This window comes from Anaerotignum propionicum, assembly GCF_024461735.1.
Lineage (GTDB): Bacteria > Bacillota > Clostridia > Lachnospirales > Anaerotignaceae > Chakrabartyella.
In genome coordinates, this window is sequence record NZ_JANGAD010000001.1 from 188,797 (window position 1) to 205,810 (window position 17,014).

The 17,014-nt window shown below is 39.7% G+C and carries 12 protein-coding genes; 9 read left to right on the forward strand and 3 right to left on the reverse strand.

The window, feature by feature from the left end; genetic code table 11:
* From NE558_RS01030 to NE558_RS01050, 5 genes are all read left to right on the forward strand, one after another.
* A complete protein-coding gene (locus tag NE558_RS01030) occupies window positions 1-1,776 on the forward strand; it encodes a V-type ATP synthase subunit A (protein WP_256148059.1) in 1,776 nt (591 codons plus the stop codon).
* On the forward strand, window positions 1,773-3,149 hold the full coding sequence (locus tag NE558_RS01035) for a V-type ATP synthase subunit B (RefSeq protein ID WP_256148060.1): 1,377 nt from the start codon (window positions 1,773-1,775) through the stop codon (window positions 3,147-3,149). The genes NE558_RS01030 and NE558_RS01035 overlap by 4 nt, the downstream gene beginning before the upstream one ends.
* Window positions 3,150-3,155: 6 nt before the next feature.
* Complete coding sequence (locus tag NE558_RS01040) at window positions 3,156-3,836, forward strand: V-type ATP synthase subunit D (protein ID WP_256148061.1); 681 nt, start codon at window positions 3,156-3,158, stop codon at window positions 3,834-3,836.
* A gap of 518 nt (window positions 3,837-4,354) precedes the next feature.
* On the forward strand, window positions 4,355-5,554 hold the full coding sequence (locus NE558_RS01045; protein WP_256148062.1) for a pyridoxal phosphate-dependent aminotransferase: 1,200 nt from the start codon (window positions 4,355-4,357) through the stop codon (window positions 5,552-5,554).
* Between the two features lie 260 nt (window positions 5,555-5,814).
* Window positions 5,815-6,294, forward strand: coding sequence for a tetratricopeptide repeat protein (locus NE558_RS01050; protein ID WP_256148063.1), 480 nt, complete (start codon window positions 5,815-5,817; stop codon window positions 6,292-6,294).
* Between the two features lie 74 nt (window positions 6,295-6,368).
* On the opposite strand, the gene NE558_RS01055 is transcribed toward NE558_RS01050, so the two are convergent.
* Window positions 6,369-7,133: an alpha/beta fold hydrolase gene (locus tag NE558_RS01055; protein ID WP_256148064.1), complete on the reverse strand. Its 765-nt coding sequence runs from the start codon at window positions 7,131-7,133 to the stop codon at window positions 6,369-6,371.
* A gap of 284 nt (window positions 7,134-7,417) precedes the next feature.
* Window positions 7,418-8,425, reverse strand: coding sequence for an aspartate--ammonia ligase (asnA, locus tag NE558_RS01060; protein ID WP_256148065.1), 1,008 nt, complete (start codon window positions 8,423-8,425; stop codon window positions 7,418-7,420).
* A gap of 138 nt (window positions 8,426-8,563) precedes the next feature.
* Between asnA and NE558_RS01065 the strand changes: the two genes are divergently transcribed.
* A complete protein-coding gene (locus tag NE558_RS01065; RefSeq protein WP_256148066.1) occupies window positions 8,564-8,959 on the forward strand; it encodes a BlaI/MecI/CopY family transcriptional regulator in 396 nt (131 codons plus the stop codon).
* A complete protein-coding gene (locus tag NE558_RS01070) occupies window positions 8,959-11,346 on the forward strand; it encodes a M56 family metallopeptidase (RefSeq protein ID WP_256148067.1) in 2,388 nt (795 codons plus the stop codon). Before NE558_RS01065 ends, NE558_RS01070 begins: the two co-directional genes overlap by 1 nt.
* A 454-nt stretch (window positions 11,347-11,800) precedes the next feature.
* Here the strand turns inward: NE558_RS01070 and NE558_RS01075 are convergent, their stop codons facing one another.
* Complete coding sequence (locus tag NE558_RS01075; RefSeq protein ID WP_256148068.1) at window positions 11,801-14,104, reverse strand: SpoIID/LytB domain-containing protein; 2,304 nt, start codon at window positions 14,102-14,104, stop codon at window positions 11,801-11,803.
* A 720-nt stretch (window positions 14,105-14,824) separates the two neighbouring features.
* On the opposite strand from NE558_RS01075, the gene ilvB reads away from it, so the two are divergent.
* Both ilvB and ilvN read left to right on the forward strand, forming a co-directional pair.
* Window positions 14,825-16,483, forward strand: a complete 1,659-nt coding sequence (ilvB, locus tag NE558_RS01080; protein WP_256148069.1) for a biosynthetic-type acetolactate synthase large subunit — start codon at window positions 14,825-14,827, stop codon at window positions 16,481-16,483.
* 10 nt (window positions 16,484-16,493) lie between these two features.
* Window positions 16,494-17,009: an acetolactate synthase small subunit gene (gene ilvN / locus NE558_RS01085; protein WP_256148070.1), complete on the forward strand. Its 516-nt coding sequence runs from the start codon at window positions 16,494-16,496 to the stop codon at window positions 17,007-17,009.
* The last annotated feature ends 5 nt before the right edge of the window (window positions 17,010-17,014 follow it).

Below are 17,014 nucleotides of genomic sequence, written 5' to 3' on the forward strand. Positions count from 1 at the left end.
ATGAAAACAGGCACGATAGTAAAGGTGTCGGGTCCGTTGGTAGTAGCGGAGGGCATGAGAGACGCCAATATGTTTGACGTGGTGCGTGTATCAGAGAAACACCTTATTGGTGAAATTATCGAAATGCACGGAGATAAAGCATCCATACAGGTTTATGAAGAAACATCAGGTCTTGGACCCGGCGAGGAAGTTGTATCTACAGGGATGCCAATGAGCGTTGAATTGGGCCCCGGCTTGATATCAACCATTTATGACGGAATTCAGCGTCCTCTGGAAAAGCTGTATGAAGCCAGCGGAACAAATATTCAAAAGGGTATTGAAGTTAAGTCCTTAGATCGGGACAAAAAATGGAAATTTGAGCCAACAGCAAAAAATGGCGATGTAGTTGAAGCCGGCGATGTGATTGGTATTGTAAATGAAACAGCGGTTGTAGTTTGTAAGATTATGGTTCCTTTTGGTTTGAAGGGAACAATTAAAGAAATTTATGTAGGGGAATTTACGGTGGAAGAGACCGTTTGCATTATTACTGATGAAAAGGGTAAGGATGTTTCTGTAAGTATGATGCAAAAATGGCCCGTTCGTCGTGAAAGACCATATAAAGTGAAAAAATCTCCGGATTCCTTGTTGGTAACAGGACAGCGTGTTGTTGATACATTTTTCCCTATCACAAAGGGTGGTGTTGCTGCAATTCCCGGGCCTTTCGGCAGCGGCAAAACAGTTACACAGCATCAGCTGGCAAAATGGGCGGACGCAGACATCGTTGTTTATATCGGTTGCGGCGAGCGTGGTAACGAAATGACTGACGTTTTATGTGAGTTTCCTGAGCTGAAAGATCCCCGTACAGGAGAATCCTTGATGCAAAGAACTGTTTTGATTGCAAACACCTCCGATATGCCCGTTGCGGCGCGTGAGGCTTCTATTTATACAGGAATAACCATTGCAGAATTCTTCCGCGATATGGGTTATAACGTTGCACTGATGGCAGACTCGACTTCTCGTTGGGCGGAAGCACTGCGTGAAATGAGTGGTCGTTTGGAAGAAATGCCAGGTGAAGAAGGCTACCCTGCATACTTGGGTTCTCGTTTGGCACAGTTCTATGAAAGAGCAGGCCGCGTTGTATCCTTGGGTAAGGATGGAAGAATTGGTACACTGACAGCAATTGGAGCAGTATCCCCTCCTGGTGGTGATACTTCCGAACCTGTATCTCAGGCTACTTTACGTATTGTAAAGGTATTCTGGGGTCTGGATGCATCTTTGGCGTATAAGCGTCATTTCCCTGCAATTAACTGGTTATCAAGCTATTCTTTGTATCAGGATAGAGTGGACGAATGGGCAGATATCAATGTGCATCCCGATTTTTCCGAGCATCGTACGGAAGCAATGAGACTTTTACAGACAGAAGCTGAATTGCAGGAAATCGTGCAGTTGGTTGGTGTTGACTCATTGTCCCACAGTGATAGATTGATTCTGGAAACAGCTCGTTCCATCCGTGAGGACTTCTTGCACCAGAACTCTTTCCATGAAGTAGATACCTATACATCTTTGCACAAGCAGTATAGAATGTTAAAATTGATTTTGACCTTCTATCACGAAGCACAGACTGCAATTAAAGCGGGGGTTCATATTCAGAAAATTACAAAGTTAAATGTAATTGAGCGTATCGGTCGTGCAAAATATATGGAAGAAGTAAACGTAGATAAAAGCTACGATGAAATTGAAAAGGATATTAAAGCCGAAATTAATGAGTTAATCAGTAAGGGGGCGGATGAATTATGATAAAGGAATATAGATCGATTGAAGAAGTTGCCGGTCCCCTTATGCTTGTAACAGGTGTTGATGGCGTAAAATATGATGAGTTAGGCGAAATCGAATTATCTAGCGGTGAAGTAAGAAGATGTAAGGTTTTGGAAGTAAACGGTGATACTGCCCTGGTTCAGTTATTCGAGAGTGCTACAGGAATTAATCTTGCGGAAAGCAAGGTGCGTTTCTTAGGAAAGAGCTTGGATTTTGGCGTATCTCCTGATATCTTAGGGCGTGTATTCAGCGGCATGGGTAAGCCCATCGATGGCGGCCCTCAAATTATCCCTGAAAAACGTTTGGATATTAACGGTGCACCTATTAATCCTGCGGCGAGAGAATATCCTGCAGAATTTATTCAAACAGGCGTTTCTGCCATCGATGGTCTGAACACTTTGGTTCGTGGTCAGAAGCTTCCTATTTTCTCCGGTTCAGGCTTGCCACATGCCAACTTGGCGGTTCAAATTGCCCGTCAGGCAAAGGTTCGTGGCACAGATTCCAAATTTGCCGTTGTATTTGCGGCTATTGGTATCACTTTTGAGGATGCGGAATTCTTTATCAACGACTTTAAGGCAACAGGTGCCATTGACCGTTCCGTTGTATTTGTAAACCTTGCAAATGACCCTGCAGTTGAACGTGTGTGTACCCCTCGTATGGCATTAACTGCTGCGGAATATTTGGCATTTGAACAAGGGATGCACGTTTTGGTTATCTTAACAGATATTACAAACTATGCTGAAGCCCTTCGTGAAGTATCTGCCGCAAAGAAGGAAGTTCCCGGTCGTCGTGGTTACCCCGGCTATCTGTATACTGACCTTGCTACCATGTATGAACGTGCAGGACGTATGAAGGGAAAAGAAGGTTCTATCACAATGATTCCTATTTTGACCATGCCTGAAGATGATAAGACTCATCCTATCCCTGACTTAACAGGGTATATTACGGAAGGTCAGATTATTCTAAGCCGTGATCTTTATAAAAAAGGCGTTCAGCCTCCAATCAACGTTTTGCCATCTCTTTCTCGTTTGAAGGATAAGGGTATCGGTAAAGGCAAAACAAGAGAAGATCATGCTGATACAATGAACCAGTTGTTTGCAGCTTACTCTCGTGGCAAGGATGCAAAAGAATTGATGGCAATTTTGGGTGAATCTGCATTGTCAGACACAGACTTGATATATGCGAAATTCGCAGATGAATTTGAAAAAACATATGTATCTCAAGGTTTTAGAACTGATAGAACCATAGAACAGACATTGGAAACCGGATGGAACTTGCTTCGTATGTTGCCAAAGAGCGAATTGAAGCGTATTCGTGACGAATATCTGGAAAAATATTTAGCAGACGGGGAGTGATGAGTCGTGGCTAGATTGAATGTCAACCCTACCCGTATGGAAATGTCCAGATTAAAGCAGCTGTTGAAGACAGCAACCAGAGGTCATAAGCTTCTGAAGGATAAGCTGGATGAGCTGATGAAGCAGTTCTTAAATATCGTACGGGAAAATAAGCGCCTGCGTGAAGAAGCAGAGGCGGCTTTGGAAAACGCTTATAAAGACTTTATTATAGCCAGAGCAGTTTTAAGCGAAAGTGTTTTGGGAGAATCTTTAATGATTCCTCAACAATCTGTGGCTGTAAAGGTTACAAAAAAGAATATTATGAGTGTAAATGTACCTGTTTTTGATTTCCAAGCAGAAGAGAGCAGTGGGGATATTTATCCCTATGGACTTGCTTTTTCTTCTGGCGAATTAGACAGTGCAATGCTTTCCTTTTCCAATGCAATGGAACCTTTATTGCGTTTGGCAGAAAGTGAAAAAACTGCACAGCTTTTAGCCCAAGAAATTGAACGCACCCGTCGTCGTGTAAATGCCTTAGAAAACGTTATGATTCCAAACTATCAGGAGACAATTAAATATATTACCATGAAGCTGGAAGAAAACGAACGTGCAGGTACAACGCGATTGATGAAAGTCAAAGATATGGTGTTGAAAAAAGCCTTGGAAGAAAAGAAAAAGCGTGAAGACAAAGGCGAAAATATTTCTTAAAAAGGAAGCTCCATGTATAAATTGCATGGGGCTTTTTTCCAGAGAAAAAAGACTTTTTTTCAAATTTATGAAGAAGTCTCCATATAAAGAAATTTAATATTTTTTTTTGTGAAAGTTTAATTGAAGAGTTTTCTTCATAATTTGTTCAAAAAGACGATTAAACCTTCATTCCAAGGTAGTAAGCTTGTTAAAATGAAAAATAATAATGGAAAAATGAAAAATACAGTATTTTTATTAATAATTTTATTCTCAATAATAGAAAATCCGTACTAAAAACAACCAAAAATACTAAATATTGTAGAAAAATTCACTATAACTATTGTTTTTATTACGAAAAGTGGTATACTGAAAATGCAATTAGGTAGGTAATTAGCGGGCATTGTGGGATTATTGAACAATAAATGAATTTTATTTCATTATTACAGTTCGAATAAAATAATTGCTAATGTATACTGCCTAAAAAATAACACATAATATCATATTATAATGATGAAATGATGAAGGAGAAGTGAAAAACAATGAAATTATCTGACAGAGTACAAGCGATGCAGAATTCCCCTATCAGAAAATTTAACCCTATGGCTGCAGAAGCTAAGGCACAGGGAACAAAGATTTATCATCTGAATATCGGACAGCCTGATATCGTAACACCTTCTGTATTTATGGAATCAATCAAAGGGTTTGACCAGAAGGTTCTGGCTTATGCTGAATCTCCCGGACTTCCTGAATTACAGGATTCTATCATTGACTACTTTAAAACCTTTGATATGAGTTTGGAAAGAAAAGATATCTTAATCACCAGTGGTGGTTCCGAAGCTTTGACTTTGACATTCTTGTCTTTGATCAACCCCGGCGATGAAGTAATTGTTGCTGAACCTTACTACACAAACTATTTGACATTCATCCAGGCTGCTGACGGCGTAATTAAGCCTGTTACAACCTACGCTGAAGATGGTTACAAATATGCTTACATGGACAGATTGGAAGCAGCTGTAACAGAGAAAACAAAAATGATTTCTATCGTTAACCCTGGTAACCCTACAGGCTGCATCCTTTCCAGAGAAGACATGAGAGTTATCTGTGACTTCGCTAAGAAGCATGACCTTTGGATTTTGGCTGACGAAGTTTACAGAGAATTTGCATATGATGGCAGAGAAATGACATCCTTTGGTCAGTACGAAGATGTAGCTGACAGAGTTATCATCATTGACTCTATCTCCAAAAGATTCTCCGCTTGCGGCGCTCGTATTGGCTGCTTAATCTCCAAGAATGCTGATCTCATGGCTAACGTTATGAAGATTGCTATGGGTAGACTTTGCTGCCCTACATTGGAAATGGTTGGCGCATCTGCTCTTTATAAGTTAGATCCTGCTTTCTTTACAGAAGTAAGAGCTGAATATGAAAAGAGAAGAAACGTTTCCTACGAAGCACTCAAGAAGATCCCTGGTGTTGTTTGCGAACAGCCTGGTGGTGCTTTCTATATCACTTGCAAGATGCCTGTTGAAAATACAGAAGACTTGTTAGTATTCTTATTGAAAGAATTCAGAGAGAACAACGAAACAGTTATGTACGCTCCTGCTGAAGGTTTCTATGCTACACCTGGCTTGGGTAAAAACGAACTGCGTATCGCTTATATCTTGAATGCAGAAGATATGGCTAGAGGTATCGAGCTGTTAGGCAAAGGTATCGAAGCTTATAAGGCTGCAGGCCACAAATAAGATACACATTTACAAGATTTTAAAACACCCCATAATGGGGTGTTTTTTTATATCTATTTTAAATAGAGCAAAGGGTTTTCAAATGCAATCTTTAGGGAAGATTAGCATGGTCTGATTGGTAGAAGGAATAGGTTCTTCTAATATATTTTGGTATAAAAAATTTTTCCACATTCATGAGCCTATTTCTACGTTGTTTTTTAATGTTTTTAGAACGACGAATTTTGTCCCTGCATATACTTTAAGAGCAGGGGGTGATGGGATTGAGTTCCATCGGTGTTTATTTGACAATAGAAAATGAGGAAGGGCTATCTCAGTGTTTGGAACGTATCAGTCCTTTGGCGGATGCAATCATACTTTTAGACCAAAGGGGAGAAGAAACGGAGCAGCGTGCACTGCGAGCCAAACAGCTTATGGCTCGCTTACGTGGGAAGGATATTGAAGACGAAGGATTTCAATTGTTATTAACCTTCGCTCTGGAGGATACCCCATCCTTAGAGGTATGTATAAGCTTAGGGGAGTATTTCTACAAAAAACATGTTTGGAAGCAGGCAATTTTTTGGTTTGAGAATACGCTCCGACTGGATGGAGGAGAAATCAGTTTTGTATGTTTACGCCTAGGGACTTGTTATGGGGAGCTTGGTCAATGGGAAAATGCTGCTAAGTATATGAAACTTGCAGAAATATTTGAAAATGCTAGTGAAGAAGAGAAAGTTTTGGCCGAGAGCACTACCGATGAATGATTTGTTATTCAATGAAATAGAGCCAGAATGAAAAAGCCACCATTAGGAGTCCGGTGGCTTTTTGTGACAGTACATTATTTTAGTAAGAAATTTTCGGTGATTCTAACAAAGGCATCCAGATTTGAAAGCATGGCAGGGTGATTGCCTTTTTCGAAGAGGAAAATTTCACCATGACCTATTTTTTGAATCATGTTTGAATAGGTCTTTTCAAAGTAATTTACATCCAGCTCTAAAATAAATTCGTCCTCTTTGCTACCTGTGAAAAGGAGTGGTGGGATAAAATCCTCCAGAGGATTATGAAAAAACTTACCGATTTCCTGAAAATGCCGTTTTACGGCTTGCGTATCCCAATCTACAACTTGTTCCCAATCATCGCCATGCATGGAAACATAAAATTCCTGGATTCCCTTATCTTGCTTTGAGAGCTCCCGCTGTTCACTGATTGTTTCTATAAATGCTTGTAGTGGATATTCTCCTTCAAAGCTATCAGCTATGACTTTATGGACAAGATCCGGTCGCTCTAAAGCTACGTTTATGGCTACCAATGCTCCGCCACTACTTCCGATTAGGTTTACTTTGGTGTAGTTTTTTTCATCAAGAAAGGCAATGACTTGTTGTGCTTCTAAAAACCATAAGTTAGAAGGAATTTCTTGCGTTCTTTCAGATTTTCCATGACCTAAAAAATCAATTAGAATTACCGTATGGTTTTTCATATACTTTTTTGCAGCTTCCTCAAACATGGCAGAGGATGCAGTGTTTCCGTGAAGCAGTAATAATGGTGCTCCGTGTCCTAGTTCCTGATAGTAAATCTGCTTATGTTGAAATGTAAAAAATGACATATGTGCCTCCTAATATTTATTTTAACTGATGTTTTTCTACTTGCCCATTAGTGTAACTCTAAAGCTGTGCTCAGTTACAGTAGAAATGCGTGAGAAACAACAACTATGATGGTTATCGTAAAAATTTTTTCAATCAGTTTTCTAAATAATAGCAAGCAAAAAATATTGCCTTGCTTAGTTACTTGGTTTGATCCACATGTTTTCACCCCCCCAAAAAGTGTATTTCTTAAAAATTAAGCGGAAACTTTTTAATGGTTTCCGCTTAGGTTTATATGGTTATTTAATTACAGAAGTACAATTCCTGCTTCTTTGCAAGCATCAATGGTTTCCTGATCCCAAATAGAGGATTGCACCTCGCCAATATGTGCTTTACCTAAAAGCAGCATGCATAAACGTGATTGTCCAATGCCGCCGCCGATGGTAGAGGGAAGCTTGCCCTCCAGCAACATTTTATGAAAAGGAAGTTCACGACGATCGTCGCAGTTTGCTTTGCGCAATTGCTCATCCATAGCTACTGGATCAACGCGGATGCCCATGGAAGAAATTTCAAATGCACAGTCTAAAACGGGATTGTAAAACAGAATATCTCCATTTAATTTCCAATCATCATAGTCTGGTGCACGGCCATCGTGGGGCTTACCGGATTTTAAAACATCCCCAATTTGCATAATAAAGACAGTTTTATGCTCTTTTACAATGGCATTCTCTCTTTCCTTAGGGGTAAGATCGGGATACTTATCCTCTAATTCTTGAGAAGTGATGAAGGTTACTTCTCTGCAAAGGTCTGTGGTGATACGAGGGTATTTTTGCTTTATTACATCCAAGGTATCACAAATGCTGATTACAATGCCCTGCACGGTATATTTTAATTCCTGCACATTTCTCTTTTCAGTGGTAATTACTTTTTCCCAATCCCACTGATCAACATAAATAGAGTGCAAATTATCCAAAACCTCATCACGGCGGATTGCATTCATATTTGTGTAGATTCCTTTGCCGGGATGGAAATCATAACGATGCAAAGCCATTCTTTTCCATTTTGCTAAGGAATGCACAACCTCAGCCGTAACCCCTGTTGCGGGAACTTCAAAGCTAACGGGACGTTCCACGCCATTTAAGTTATCATTCAAGCCTGTTTGTGCATCCACAAACAAAGGTGCAGATACTCTTTTGAGATTTAAATTTTGAGAAAGATTTTCTTCAAAGGTATTATGGATCATACCGATTGCGTTTTGTGTTTCATATAATGTAAGCGCGGACGCATAGCCCTTAGGAATAAAAGTTTTACCCATAAATAATCCTCATTTCATAGTATTTTTACTTGTTTAAGAATAACACAGTGGCATTGTAAATTCAAGTAAAATGATACTTGACAAGGAACTCCTACAATTGTATTATATAAATAACATACAATTGTAGGAGTTGATAGCATGAAAAAAACAGAAGATATTTCTCGCTTACCAGACACGGAACTGGAAATTATGAAAGTCATATGGAATGGTGATAAAATTCACTCTACAGCAGAAATTAAGGAGCAACTGGAGGTAAGGCGGGCATGGAATATTTCTGCGTTACAAACCCTGCTGAATCGTTTGATCGAACGAGGTTTTTTGCAATCTTATAAAGAAGGCAAAAACCGTTTTTACATTGCCTGTGTTGAAGAGGCGGACTATTTGGCAATGGAAAACAAGCTGTTCCTAAACAAGGTAAATAACAATTCTCTGACAAAATTGGTTGCCTCATTATATGACAGTCGTGCTATTTCCGAAAATGATTTGGATGAGCTGGCTACATATATTCGCAACAAAACAGGGGGAGAGGCCTAATGTATTTGTTTCAGAGCGTTATTAAAATTTCTGTATTTTCTTCTATTGCAATCATCTGTTTAGGCGTTCTGTCACATTTTATTGGTAAACAATATGGGGTGAAATGGAGATATTTTGTTTGGCTTATCATTGGATTGAGGCTGATTGTGCCAATTGATATCACTTTACCTAGACCAGTTGTGGAAATACCTAGAATACAGACAAAAGCGGAGGCTACATACGCATCAAAGACCTATCCGTTGGAAAAGGATAAACCAAGTGAATTATCCGTACCTGTTGAAAAGCAGATAGGAAAGAACATGGAAATTCAGTCTACTCAAACGACAGGGACTTCAATAGACATGGAAAAGCTACAGAATAAAATTTGGATATTTTGGATTTTTGGTATGATTATTTATTTTCTGTATCAAATCGTAAAATATCAAAGGTTTTTAAGAGATCTAAATAGAAACAGCCGTAGTATTAGAGATGCAGAAGTACTGGAAGTATATTATGATGTTTGCCGAGAGATGGAAATGAAACAGAGGCCGGAAATTTATTTTTGTGGTATACTCACCAGTTCTCTTTGCACAGGTTTTTTTCATCAAAGAATATATTTAAACCATGAAGAGTATGCAAGAAATCAGTTGCAATTTATTTTAAAGCATGAACTGGTGCACTGTAAAAGACGGGATGTTTGGTATAAAGGCGTGTTGGTGATTGCGAAAGGGATACATTTTTTTAATCCCTTTGTACATTGGATGGGGCTTAAGGCGGAACAGGATCTGGAGTATTCTTGTGACAGCTTGGTTTTACAGAAATGTTCCTTGGTACAACGTCAAGACTATGGGTTGACCATTTTAGACACCATTCGACAAGGCGGACATAAAAGTCCTTTTTCCACGGCCTTTTATGGTGGGAAGGAGGCATTAAAAGTGCGCATTGATTATATTTTTGATATGAGAAAAAAGAAAAGGGGAATCCCACTTTTCTTAGCTTTGCTTTTCATTGTTTGGTTTGGAACAGCGTTCGTAGGTTGCGGAAAGAATCATGAGAATCAAGAGAAAGAGGAGATAGTTGACTCAGTGGCTATGCTATATGAATGCAAGCTTGATTATATTGGCAATCATATCGGGGTTGGAGCGATTCTTGGCAAATTAACGTTACCGGAAGGCATTCGACCCAGCAGTGAGGGAATAGAGTTGTTCACCAAGGAAGAGCCCTTTGGAGTAAGACAATATTTGACCTTAGAGAATGGAATGGAAATTCCAAAAGATGGGTGGTTTGAGCGGGATGCCATGATTTTCTTGGCATTGGTCGATAATGCTTCCTTCTTTGAATATGCCATTATCGACGAGAATGGAGAGGAGCAAATTCTGCATTTTGATCGAGAGGATGGTTCAAAGTATTTCGGTGAGACAGATTTACGTACTATGACCACTGACATAGAGGCGTTCCGCGGTTTTATGAAAGAGTTGGATCAACTTTATCCTGATAACAATCAAATAAATTTATTGCTGGATGAAATTGTAGATGAAATGGGAAACTCTTTTTCCTATGAAGCATTGGGCAAAAATGAAAAATATGAAGAAATGCTTAAGCTTGGAGATGGGGCTTTGGCAGAGTTATTAAGCCAGTTCTATCAAGGTCAGGCTGCAGATACTAGGGGATATATTATGATGGCCACGTGTTTGAAGCTTTTAAATACTCCGGAAGCCACAATTTCCAATTTACTGAAAGAAATGACGCCCAGCCAATGGTTTAAGGCGTACTGCGCATTAGATTCCGTGGTGGTAGAACCCTTTGTTTACGACGAAAAACGATATGGAGAGGGGTTAGAAAAGCGGGGATTGTTGTCTATGAAAGATAAAACCCAGCAAGGCCTGATTACAAGACATAGTGATATAAATAAAGCTTTGTATGTGGCTATGGAGCGGCATTATTCTGAGGATTCAAACGAGGGAGAGGTGCAAATTGTTGCTCCATTGATTAGTCATATTACTCAAGATAAAGATAAACTCTCCGTTTATGCAGTCATTGGGTTAAATAAATATGCTTTTATACGTACACCGAACCTAGGGTATCAGCTGGTAGAGGGGGGTGGAAGCTATATTCCTTCTCGATTGGATTTTGAATGGAAGAATAAGGAGTGGACTTTGGTGGAGTGGGTTGAAGCCAAGGATGGTTCATATCATGCGCCTTCTATTGAAGAAATGTGCCAAGGAGCCAATGCTGAGGTTGCGAAGGATTTGATTTCATATGACCGTAGAGAGTTGAGCATGTTGCTTAAGCAAAATCTAATATTCTATTTAAACGGCAGAACGGATATTACAGTATATCATACGAGTAATATGGATGAAACGGATATAAAGGAGATTCAAAAATATATTTCTTTTATACAGAATTAAAAATTATATATTTTCTATACTTTTTAGCAGAGAAACGAGCCACTATAAGCTGACTACCTAATAGGTTATACATAATCACCTATGGGAAGTCAGTTTTTTGGGGGTAAATATAAATAACGGAATGAAAGATGAGTAGAGTGGGGGTGGTGCCTACCATTCCAAAAGACACTTTATCCATTTTAAAAGTTAGAGCGTTTAATATCATTCAGGTGTTATTGTCCATTTAAGAAATATGATAGATAGGATTAGATTTTTGAGTGAGATTTGAAATTAAACTTTAGAAAATCCATTCTTGATGTGGCAAAAAGAAACATAGCACCTTTAAAATGTGAAAGACAAGAAGAGTAGAAAAAAAATAAGAAAAGAAAATATTTAGGGCTGAAGGTTCTCAAGTGACCTTCAGCCCTAGTAATCATCAAAACAGGTTATTATGTGTTTTACCCAAAGATAGGGATTACATTACTTTTTCTACAGTTGTGCCTGGGAAATATTTTTGTATAATTTCTTCCCCCTTAAGTCCTTGGGCGGCCAGTTCCTTGGCACCATATTGGCTTAAACCTACGCCGTGACCGCAACCACCGCCATACAGGGCAATTCCTGTTAAAACTCCGTCGCTATTTTTCATTTCTTTGATTGCAAAAAATGCGCTTGGAAGCATGATTTGTCCTGTCAGAGTACCACCGCTGATTCTTTGAAGGTTAATAGTTTCGCCAATGGTTAGCTTTGTTGGAGAAAGGACTTTTCGAATGGCATTTTCGGTAAATACTTGCACAGCGCCGTTCTCAAAATTCATCTCCAATACTTTAATAATACCACCATCTCCTCGATCTGCAACAGATATTCCGATTAATTTTCCCAACCCTTTTGGTGTATCTGCTTTCCAACTGCCATCACTTTGCTTTACCTTAATCAATGCCCCATTAGAAGCAGAAATGTTTGCAAAGGTTTTTTCTGTTATTTCACCAAGCTGTCCAGCGCTATAATATACTTTCCATCGATACCAAGCAGAGGATTTATCGTACCCATCCATTTGCCAATTCTGCCAAAAAGCAAGCCATTCCTCTTCCGTTTTCGGTACTTCCTGGGTCACCCCGTAGGCTTGCCCTTGCAAATAGGATTTGCTATTGCCACTGAAGGTAGCATCTGCTGACCATACATCAGTATCCTTGGATCCGTATCCACATGAGGTAGAGTAGAAGTAAGTTTGCGCCACCCGATCTCCGGCGACAACACACATACCTGCTGTTGCCGATACGGCTTTTTCAGCTTCAGGTGCAGTATCCGAACCCATGAAAACCTGACTGGCAACTGTATCTGTTACATGGGCACCATAGTGACCATATGCATTGGCATAGAACTGGTTATAGGCATAGCTTCTGGCGCAGATTGCTTGTGCTTCTAAAGCCGCTTGCCCGAATCTTACCGGCATTTCGTATGGAACTACACCCAAGAGATACTCTTCCATAGGCAATTCATTAATAATTGCAATTTTATCTCCAATCCGTTCAATTTCGATCAGACCGGAGTAGGCTCTTTCTTCTCCGCTGTCAAAGGTCATACGAACCTTCCCTGAGACAGTCACAATGCCGTGGTCAAACCAAGCCAAATCTGCCGTAAGGGTGGCTGTTCCAGCACTAAAGTCCTTTTCTCCTACGCCATTAGAGAGGGAAAAGCCGTCTACGCCTTTTATTGTAACGGATTTTTGCAATCCACCGCCTAATAGCACACGAATATTTTCAGGAACAACATCCTTTTGAATTACAGCTCCCATAACTGTATCATCCAAAACATAGAAATCTGCCAAGTCAGTGCCGCAGATGAGGGCATTTTGATTGAGGTATGATAAATCCTGTCCATAAACACGGAAGTTCTCTGACCACTGCATTTTTCCTTTGCTACTTAAGTATATTTCTTTATTATCTACTCTTTTTATCACTTCGCCGCTAAGTTTTGTGCCTTCTCTTACGGTTGCTTTACCGTTTTCAATGGTCACATTGCAAAGTCCCGGTTCAAAATCTGTTCCTTCAAAAATAAAGGCTTTTTCGCCGGCACCGGTTACAATAATTTGATTGCCTTCTTTTCTGCAATAAATATTTTGTATGGTGGGGGTAACCTCATCTACGGAGAGAAGCCCGATGATTTCACCATCTTTTTGCCAAAATGAAATTTTCTCGTCTATATAAGCTGATAGGTCGTACCCATCTGCCCCGTAAATCCCTCCATCAAAAAGATTTTCTTGGCCATTTGTGAATAAGACCTGGGTTTCTTTTTTGATCCCGTAGGAATATATGCTATCTTCACCCCGCCTTGACATCAATGCTTTTTCGAAAAGTTGTGTCCAGAGGCTATAGGCAACTGCCATTTCTTTATTATCATCCGTAAGAACCATCCGCTTTTCATAATCAGGAGCCACACGATCCATCAGAATTTGAGCCTCCCAAAGTAGTAAATCATCATCTGGGCGGAAGCCTTCTCCGTCGCCGGAAAAGAAATTAAGTTCCACAGCCGCATTAATATAGGGATAAGCCCAATCCTCCTTTTTTACATCGGGAAAGGATGTATCCTGGGGTAAATTTTTAATTTCTTGGGGTGTGTAAAAAGCCAAAGCAAGCATTTTTGCCGCCTGCCCCCTGGTGATGGGGATATCATCCCCGATGGCTCCTTGAGCCGCTTGACCTTTGGGCTCGGTAGGAGGGGCCCCAGTGCATCCTCCTAATAAAAGACCCATTGCAAGTATCCATATAAATAACCGTTTCATTGGTATCACGCTCCCGTCAGACTTTGTACAAGTTTATGCTTTTAAAATAAAAAAAGAACAGGCTGTTTTTTCATATGATTTCATTTTAGAAACAAAAGCTATATAGAAAGAGTGTTTTTTCCTTCTCCTTCTGAAAAATATTAATTATTTTTCGTTTTTTTATTATATCTAAATCACTCTTTTGAAATGGTGAATCATATTTTTTATATTAAATTCTCAGAAAAATATAAGTTTTTGAGACAGTTAGAAGATAACCAATAGAAAAAAATGTAATGTTCTGAGTTAAATAATAAAAAAATTGAATTTAATTTCGTAAAATGTATAGGAATTAGTGCACAAAGAATAATGTACGAATATAAAAACATACAGCACATTAACAAAAATTCTTTCTCGTGAAAAAAAGATCAAAAATTTGTATTGACAAAAATACAATTAAGCTTTAAACTTCCAAATAACAAATTTAAACGGAAGGGAGATCATCGTATGCATAACTTTAGTCAGTCTGTTAACTACATTATTATTAGCCTCATTAACCTCGTCCTTGTCATTCTCGGTGAGGTTATTTGTGCTGGTAAAAAGTGGTTGACTGCTGATAAAGTTCATTTGATAAAGATTGCATGAGATGAAATCCTAAATCAAAGGCTGTACAGTGTATCCACTGTACAGCCTTTTTGTTTGATAAAAATTTGTTTAAAAAAATCTATGTAAGGAGGAATAAGAATGGAGCTAAGCGGCTGCCAGATATTAATAGAAACCCTTATTGAACAGGGTGTTACTACGCTATTCGGTTATCCGGGAGGGACAGTGCTCAGTATTTACGATGAGCTCTACAAAAACAGACATCGTATCAATCATGTACTGACAGCCCATGAGCAAGGTGCAACCCATGCAGCAGATGGTTATAGTCGTGCCAGCGGCCAGGTTGGTGTTTGTATCGCAACCTCAGGGCCGGGAGCCACAAACCTGATGACAGGGCTTGCAACAGCAAAAGCGGATTCCATTCCCATGGTTGCAATTACAGGAAATGTGCCAATGGAGCTAATCGGATCTGATAGTTTCCAAGAAGTAGATACTTTTGGCTTATCCATTCCTGTAACAAAGCATAGCTTTCGCGTTGATAACGTAGAAACCCTTGCAGAAACAGTTAGAGAGGCATTTCGACTTGCAAAAAGCGGGCGTCCCGGTCCTGTACTGGTGGATATACCGAAAAATATACAGTTAGATAAAACCGAATACGCACCTAAAGGTATCGCGGAAAAATTAACAGATTCCAAGCCCGATACAGCTTTATTAGATCAGGCGGTTAAGATGATAAACGAAAGTAAATGCCCTGTAATATATTGCGGTGGAGGCGTTATAAACGCAAATTGCTCAGAAATTATAACGAAGCTGATTGAAAAAACCGATGCATTTATGGTTTGCAGTATGATGGGCTTAACGGCAATGGATAACAGCCATCCCAAGTATCTAGGTATGAGTGGAATGCACGGTAGGTTTGCTGCAACCAAAGCGATTAGCGAATGTGATTTGGTTATTGCTGCAGGGGTTCGCTTTACTGATAGAGCCACAGGAAACAGAAGCAAGTTTGCTCCAAAGGCCCAGATTATTCATTTGGACGTTGATTCGGCTGAGCATGGAAAAAATATTGACGCTACACTGCAAATTTCCGGAGACTTATATTTTGCATTGTGCTACATAAACTCAAAGCTGGAGCCTCAAAAGCACCCAGATTGGGAAGAAGAAGTAAGGGGATATAAAAACAAAACAAAAGAGGTTTCTGTACCAAAGTGTTATCTATTGCCCTGGCAGGTGATTGGTGCTGTGAATTGCAGAGCTACACCTGAAACAAATATCGCTACTGATGTTGGTCAACATCAAATGTGGGTTGCCCAATATTATAACTTTAAAAAACCTAGAACCTTGCAAACCAGCGGTGGTTTGGGCACAATGGGTTACGGAATGGGTGCTGCCATTGGTGCCGCAATGGCAACAGGAAACAAAACAGTACTTTTTACCGGTGATGGAAGCTTTGGCATGAACCTAAATGAATTGGCAACGGCGGTTTCTCAAAAACTTCCCCTAATCATTGTTGTTCTGAACAACGGGGTGCTGGGAATGATTAGGCAATGGCAGAATCTTTTCTTCGAAAATCATTTTATGTCTAGTAACCTAGAACGAAAGACTGATTTTGTAAAACTGGCGGAGGCCTTTGGTGCAACTGGTTTACGTGCCGCAAACTTAGAGGAATTAGACGAAGCCATGGACAAAGCTTTTGCTCTAAACAGCCCTGTATTAATTGATTGTTTGATTCCCGACGAAGAAAATGTATTCCCCATGGTACCTCCTAATGGTTCCATGGATGACATTATTTTGAAATGAGGTGATTTGAATGAGTAATGCCAATGATCAACAGTTTGCGGTTTCCATTATTGTATCAAATCAATCGGGAACCCTTACTAGAATATCGTCTCTCTTTAGTCAAAGAAATTTTAATATCGACAGCTTCACCTGCGGTGAAACAATTAATCCTGAGGTTTCAAGGATGACCATAACCGCTACAGGTGATGCCAATAAAAAGGATCAGCTGCTCAAACAAATTTCCAAGCTTTATGATGTGAAAAAGGTTGAGCTGATGACCACAGATAACACAATTTTGCGAGAGCTTTTAATCGCAAAGGTCAATGCAACGGGTGAAAACCTTCAAACCATACTGGAAGCAGCAAATGTATTCCGCTCAAAAGTTGTGGATATGTCTCCCGGTTCGGTATGCATTGAAATCACAGGAGAAAGTAGTAAGCTTAATGCTTTTCTTACTTATGTGGCCCCTTACGGCATACTTGAATACTGTCGTACCGGACTCATCGCTGTTGAACGCGGCAGCAAATGTTTATATGGTGTAGAGTAATATCA

Excerpts from the sequence above, each read along its gene's own strand:
- NE558_RS01030 (WP_256148059.1), top strand. The coding sequence starts at position 1 with ATGAAAACAGGCACGATAGTAAAGGTGTCGGGTCCGTTGGTAGTAGCG.
- NE558_RS01035 (WP_256148060.1), top strand. The coding sequence starts at position 1,773 with ATGATAAAGGAATATAGATCGATTGAAGAAGTTGCCGGTCCCCTTATG.
- NE558_RS01045 (WP_256148062.1), top strand. The coding sequence starts at position 4,355 with ATGAAATTATCTGACAGAGTACAAGCGATGCAGAATTCCCCTATCAGA.
- NE558_RS01055 (WP_256148064.1), bottom strand. The coding sequence starts at position 7,133 with ATGTCATTTTTTACATTTCAACATAAGCAGATTTACTATCAGGAACTA.
- asnA (WP_256148065.1), bottom strand. The coding sequence starts at position 8,425 with ATGGGTAAAACTTTTATTCCTAAGGGCTATGCGTCCGCGCTTACATTA.
- NE558_RS01065 (WP_256148066.1), top strand. The coding sequence starts at position 8,564 with ATGAAAAAAACAGAAGATATTTCTCGCTTACCAGACACGGAACTGGAA.
- NE558_RS01070 (WP_256148067.1), top strand. The coding sequence starts at position 8,959 with ATGTATTTGTTTCAGAGCGTTATTAAAATTTCTGTATTTTCTTCTATT.
- NE558_RS01075 (WP_256148068.1), bottom strand. The coding sequence starts at position 14,104 with ATGAAACGGTTATTTATATGGATACTTGCAATGGGTCTTTTATTAGGA.
- ilvB (WP_256148069.1), top strand. The coding sequence starts at position 14,825 with ATGGAGCTAAGCGGCTGCCAGATATTAATAGAAACCCTTATTGAACAG.
- ilvN (WP_256148070.1), top strand. The coding sequence starts at position 16,494 with ATGAGTAATGCCAATGATCAACAGTTTGCGGTTTCCATTATTGTATCA.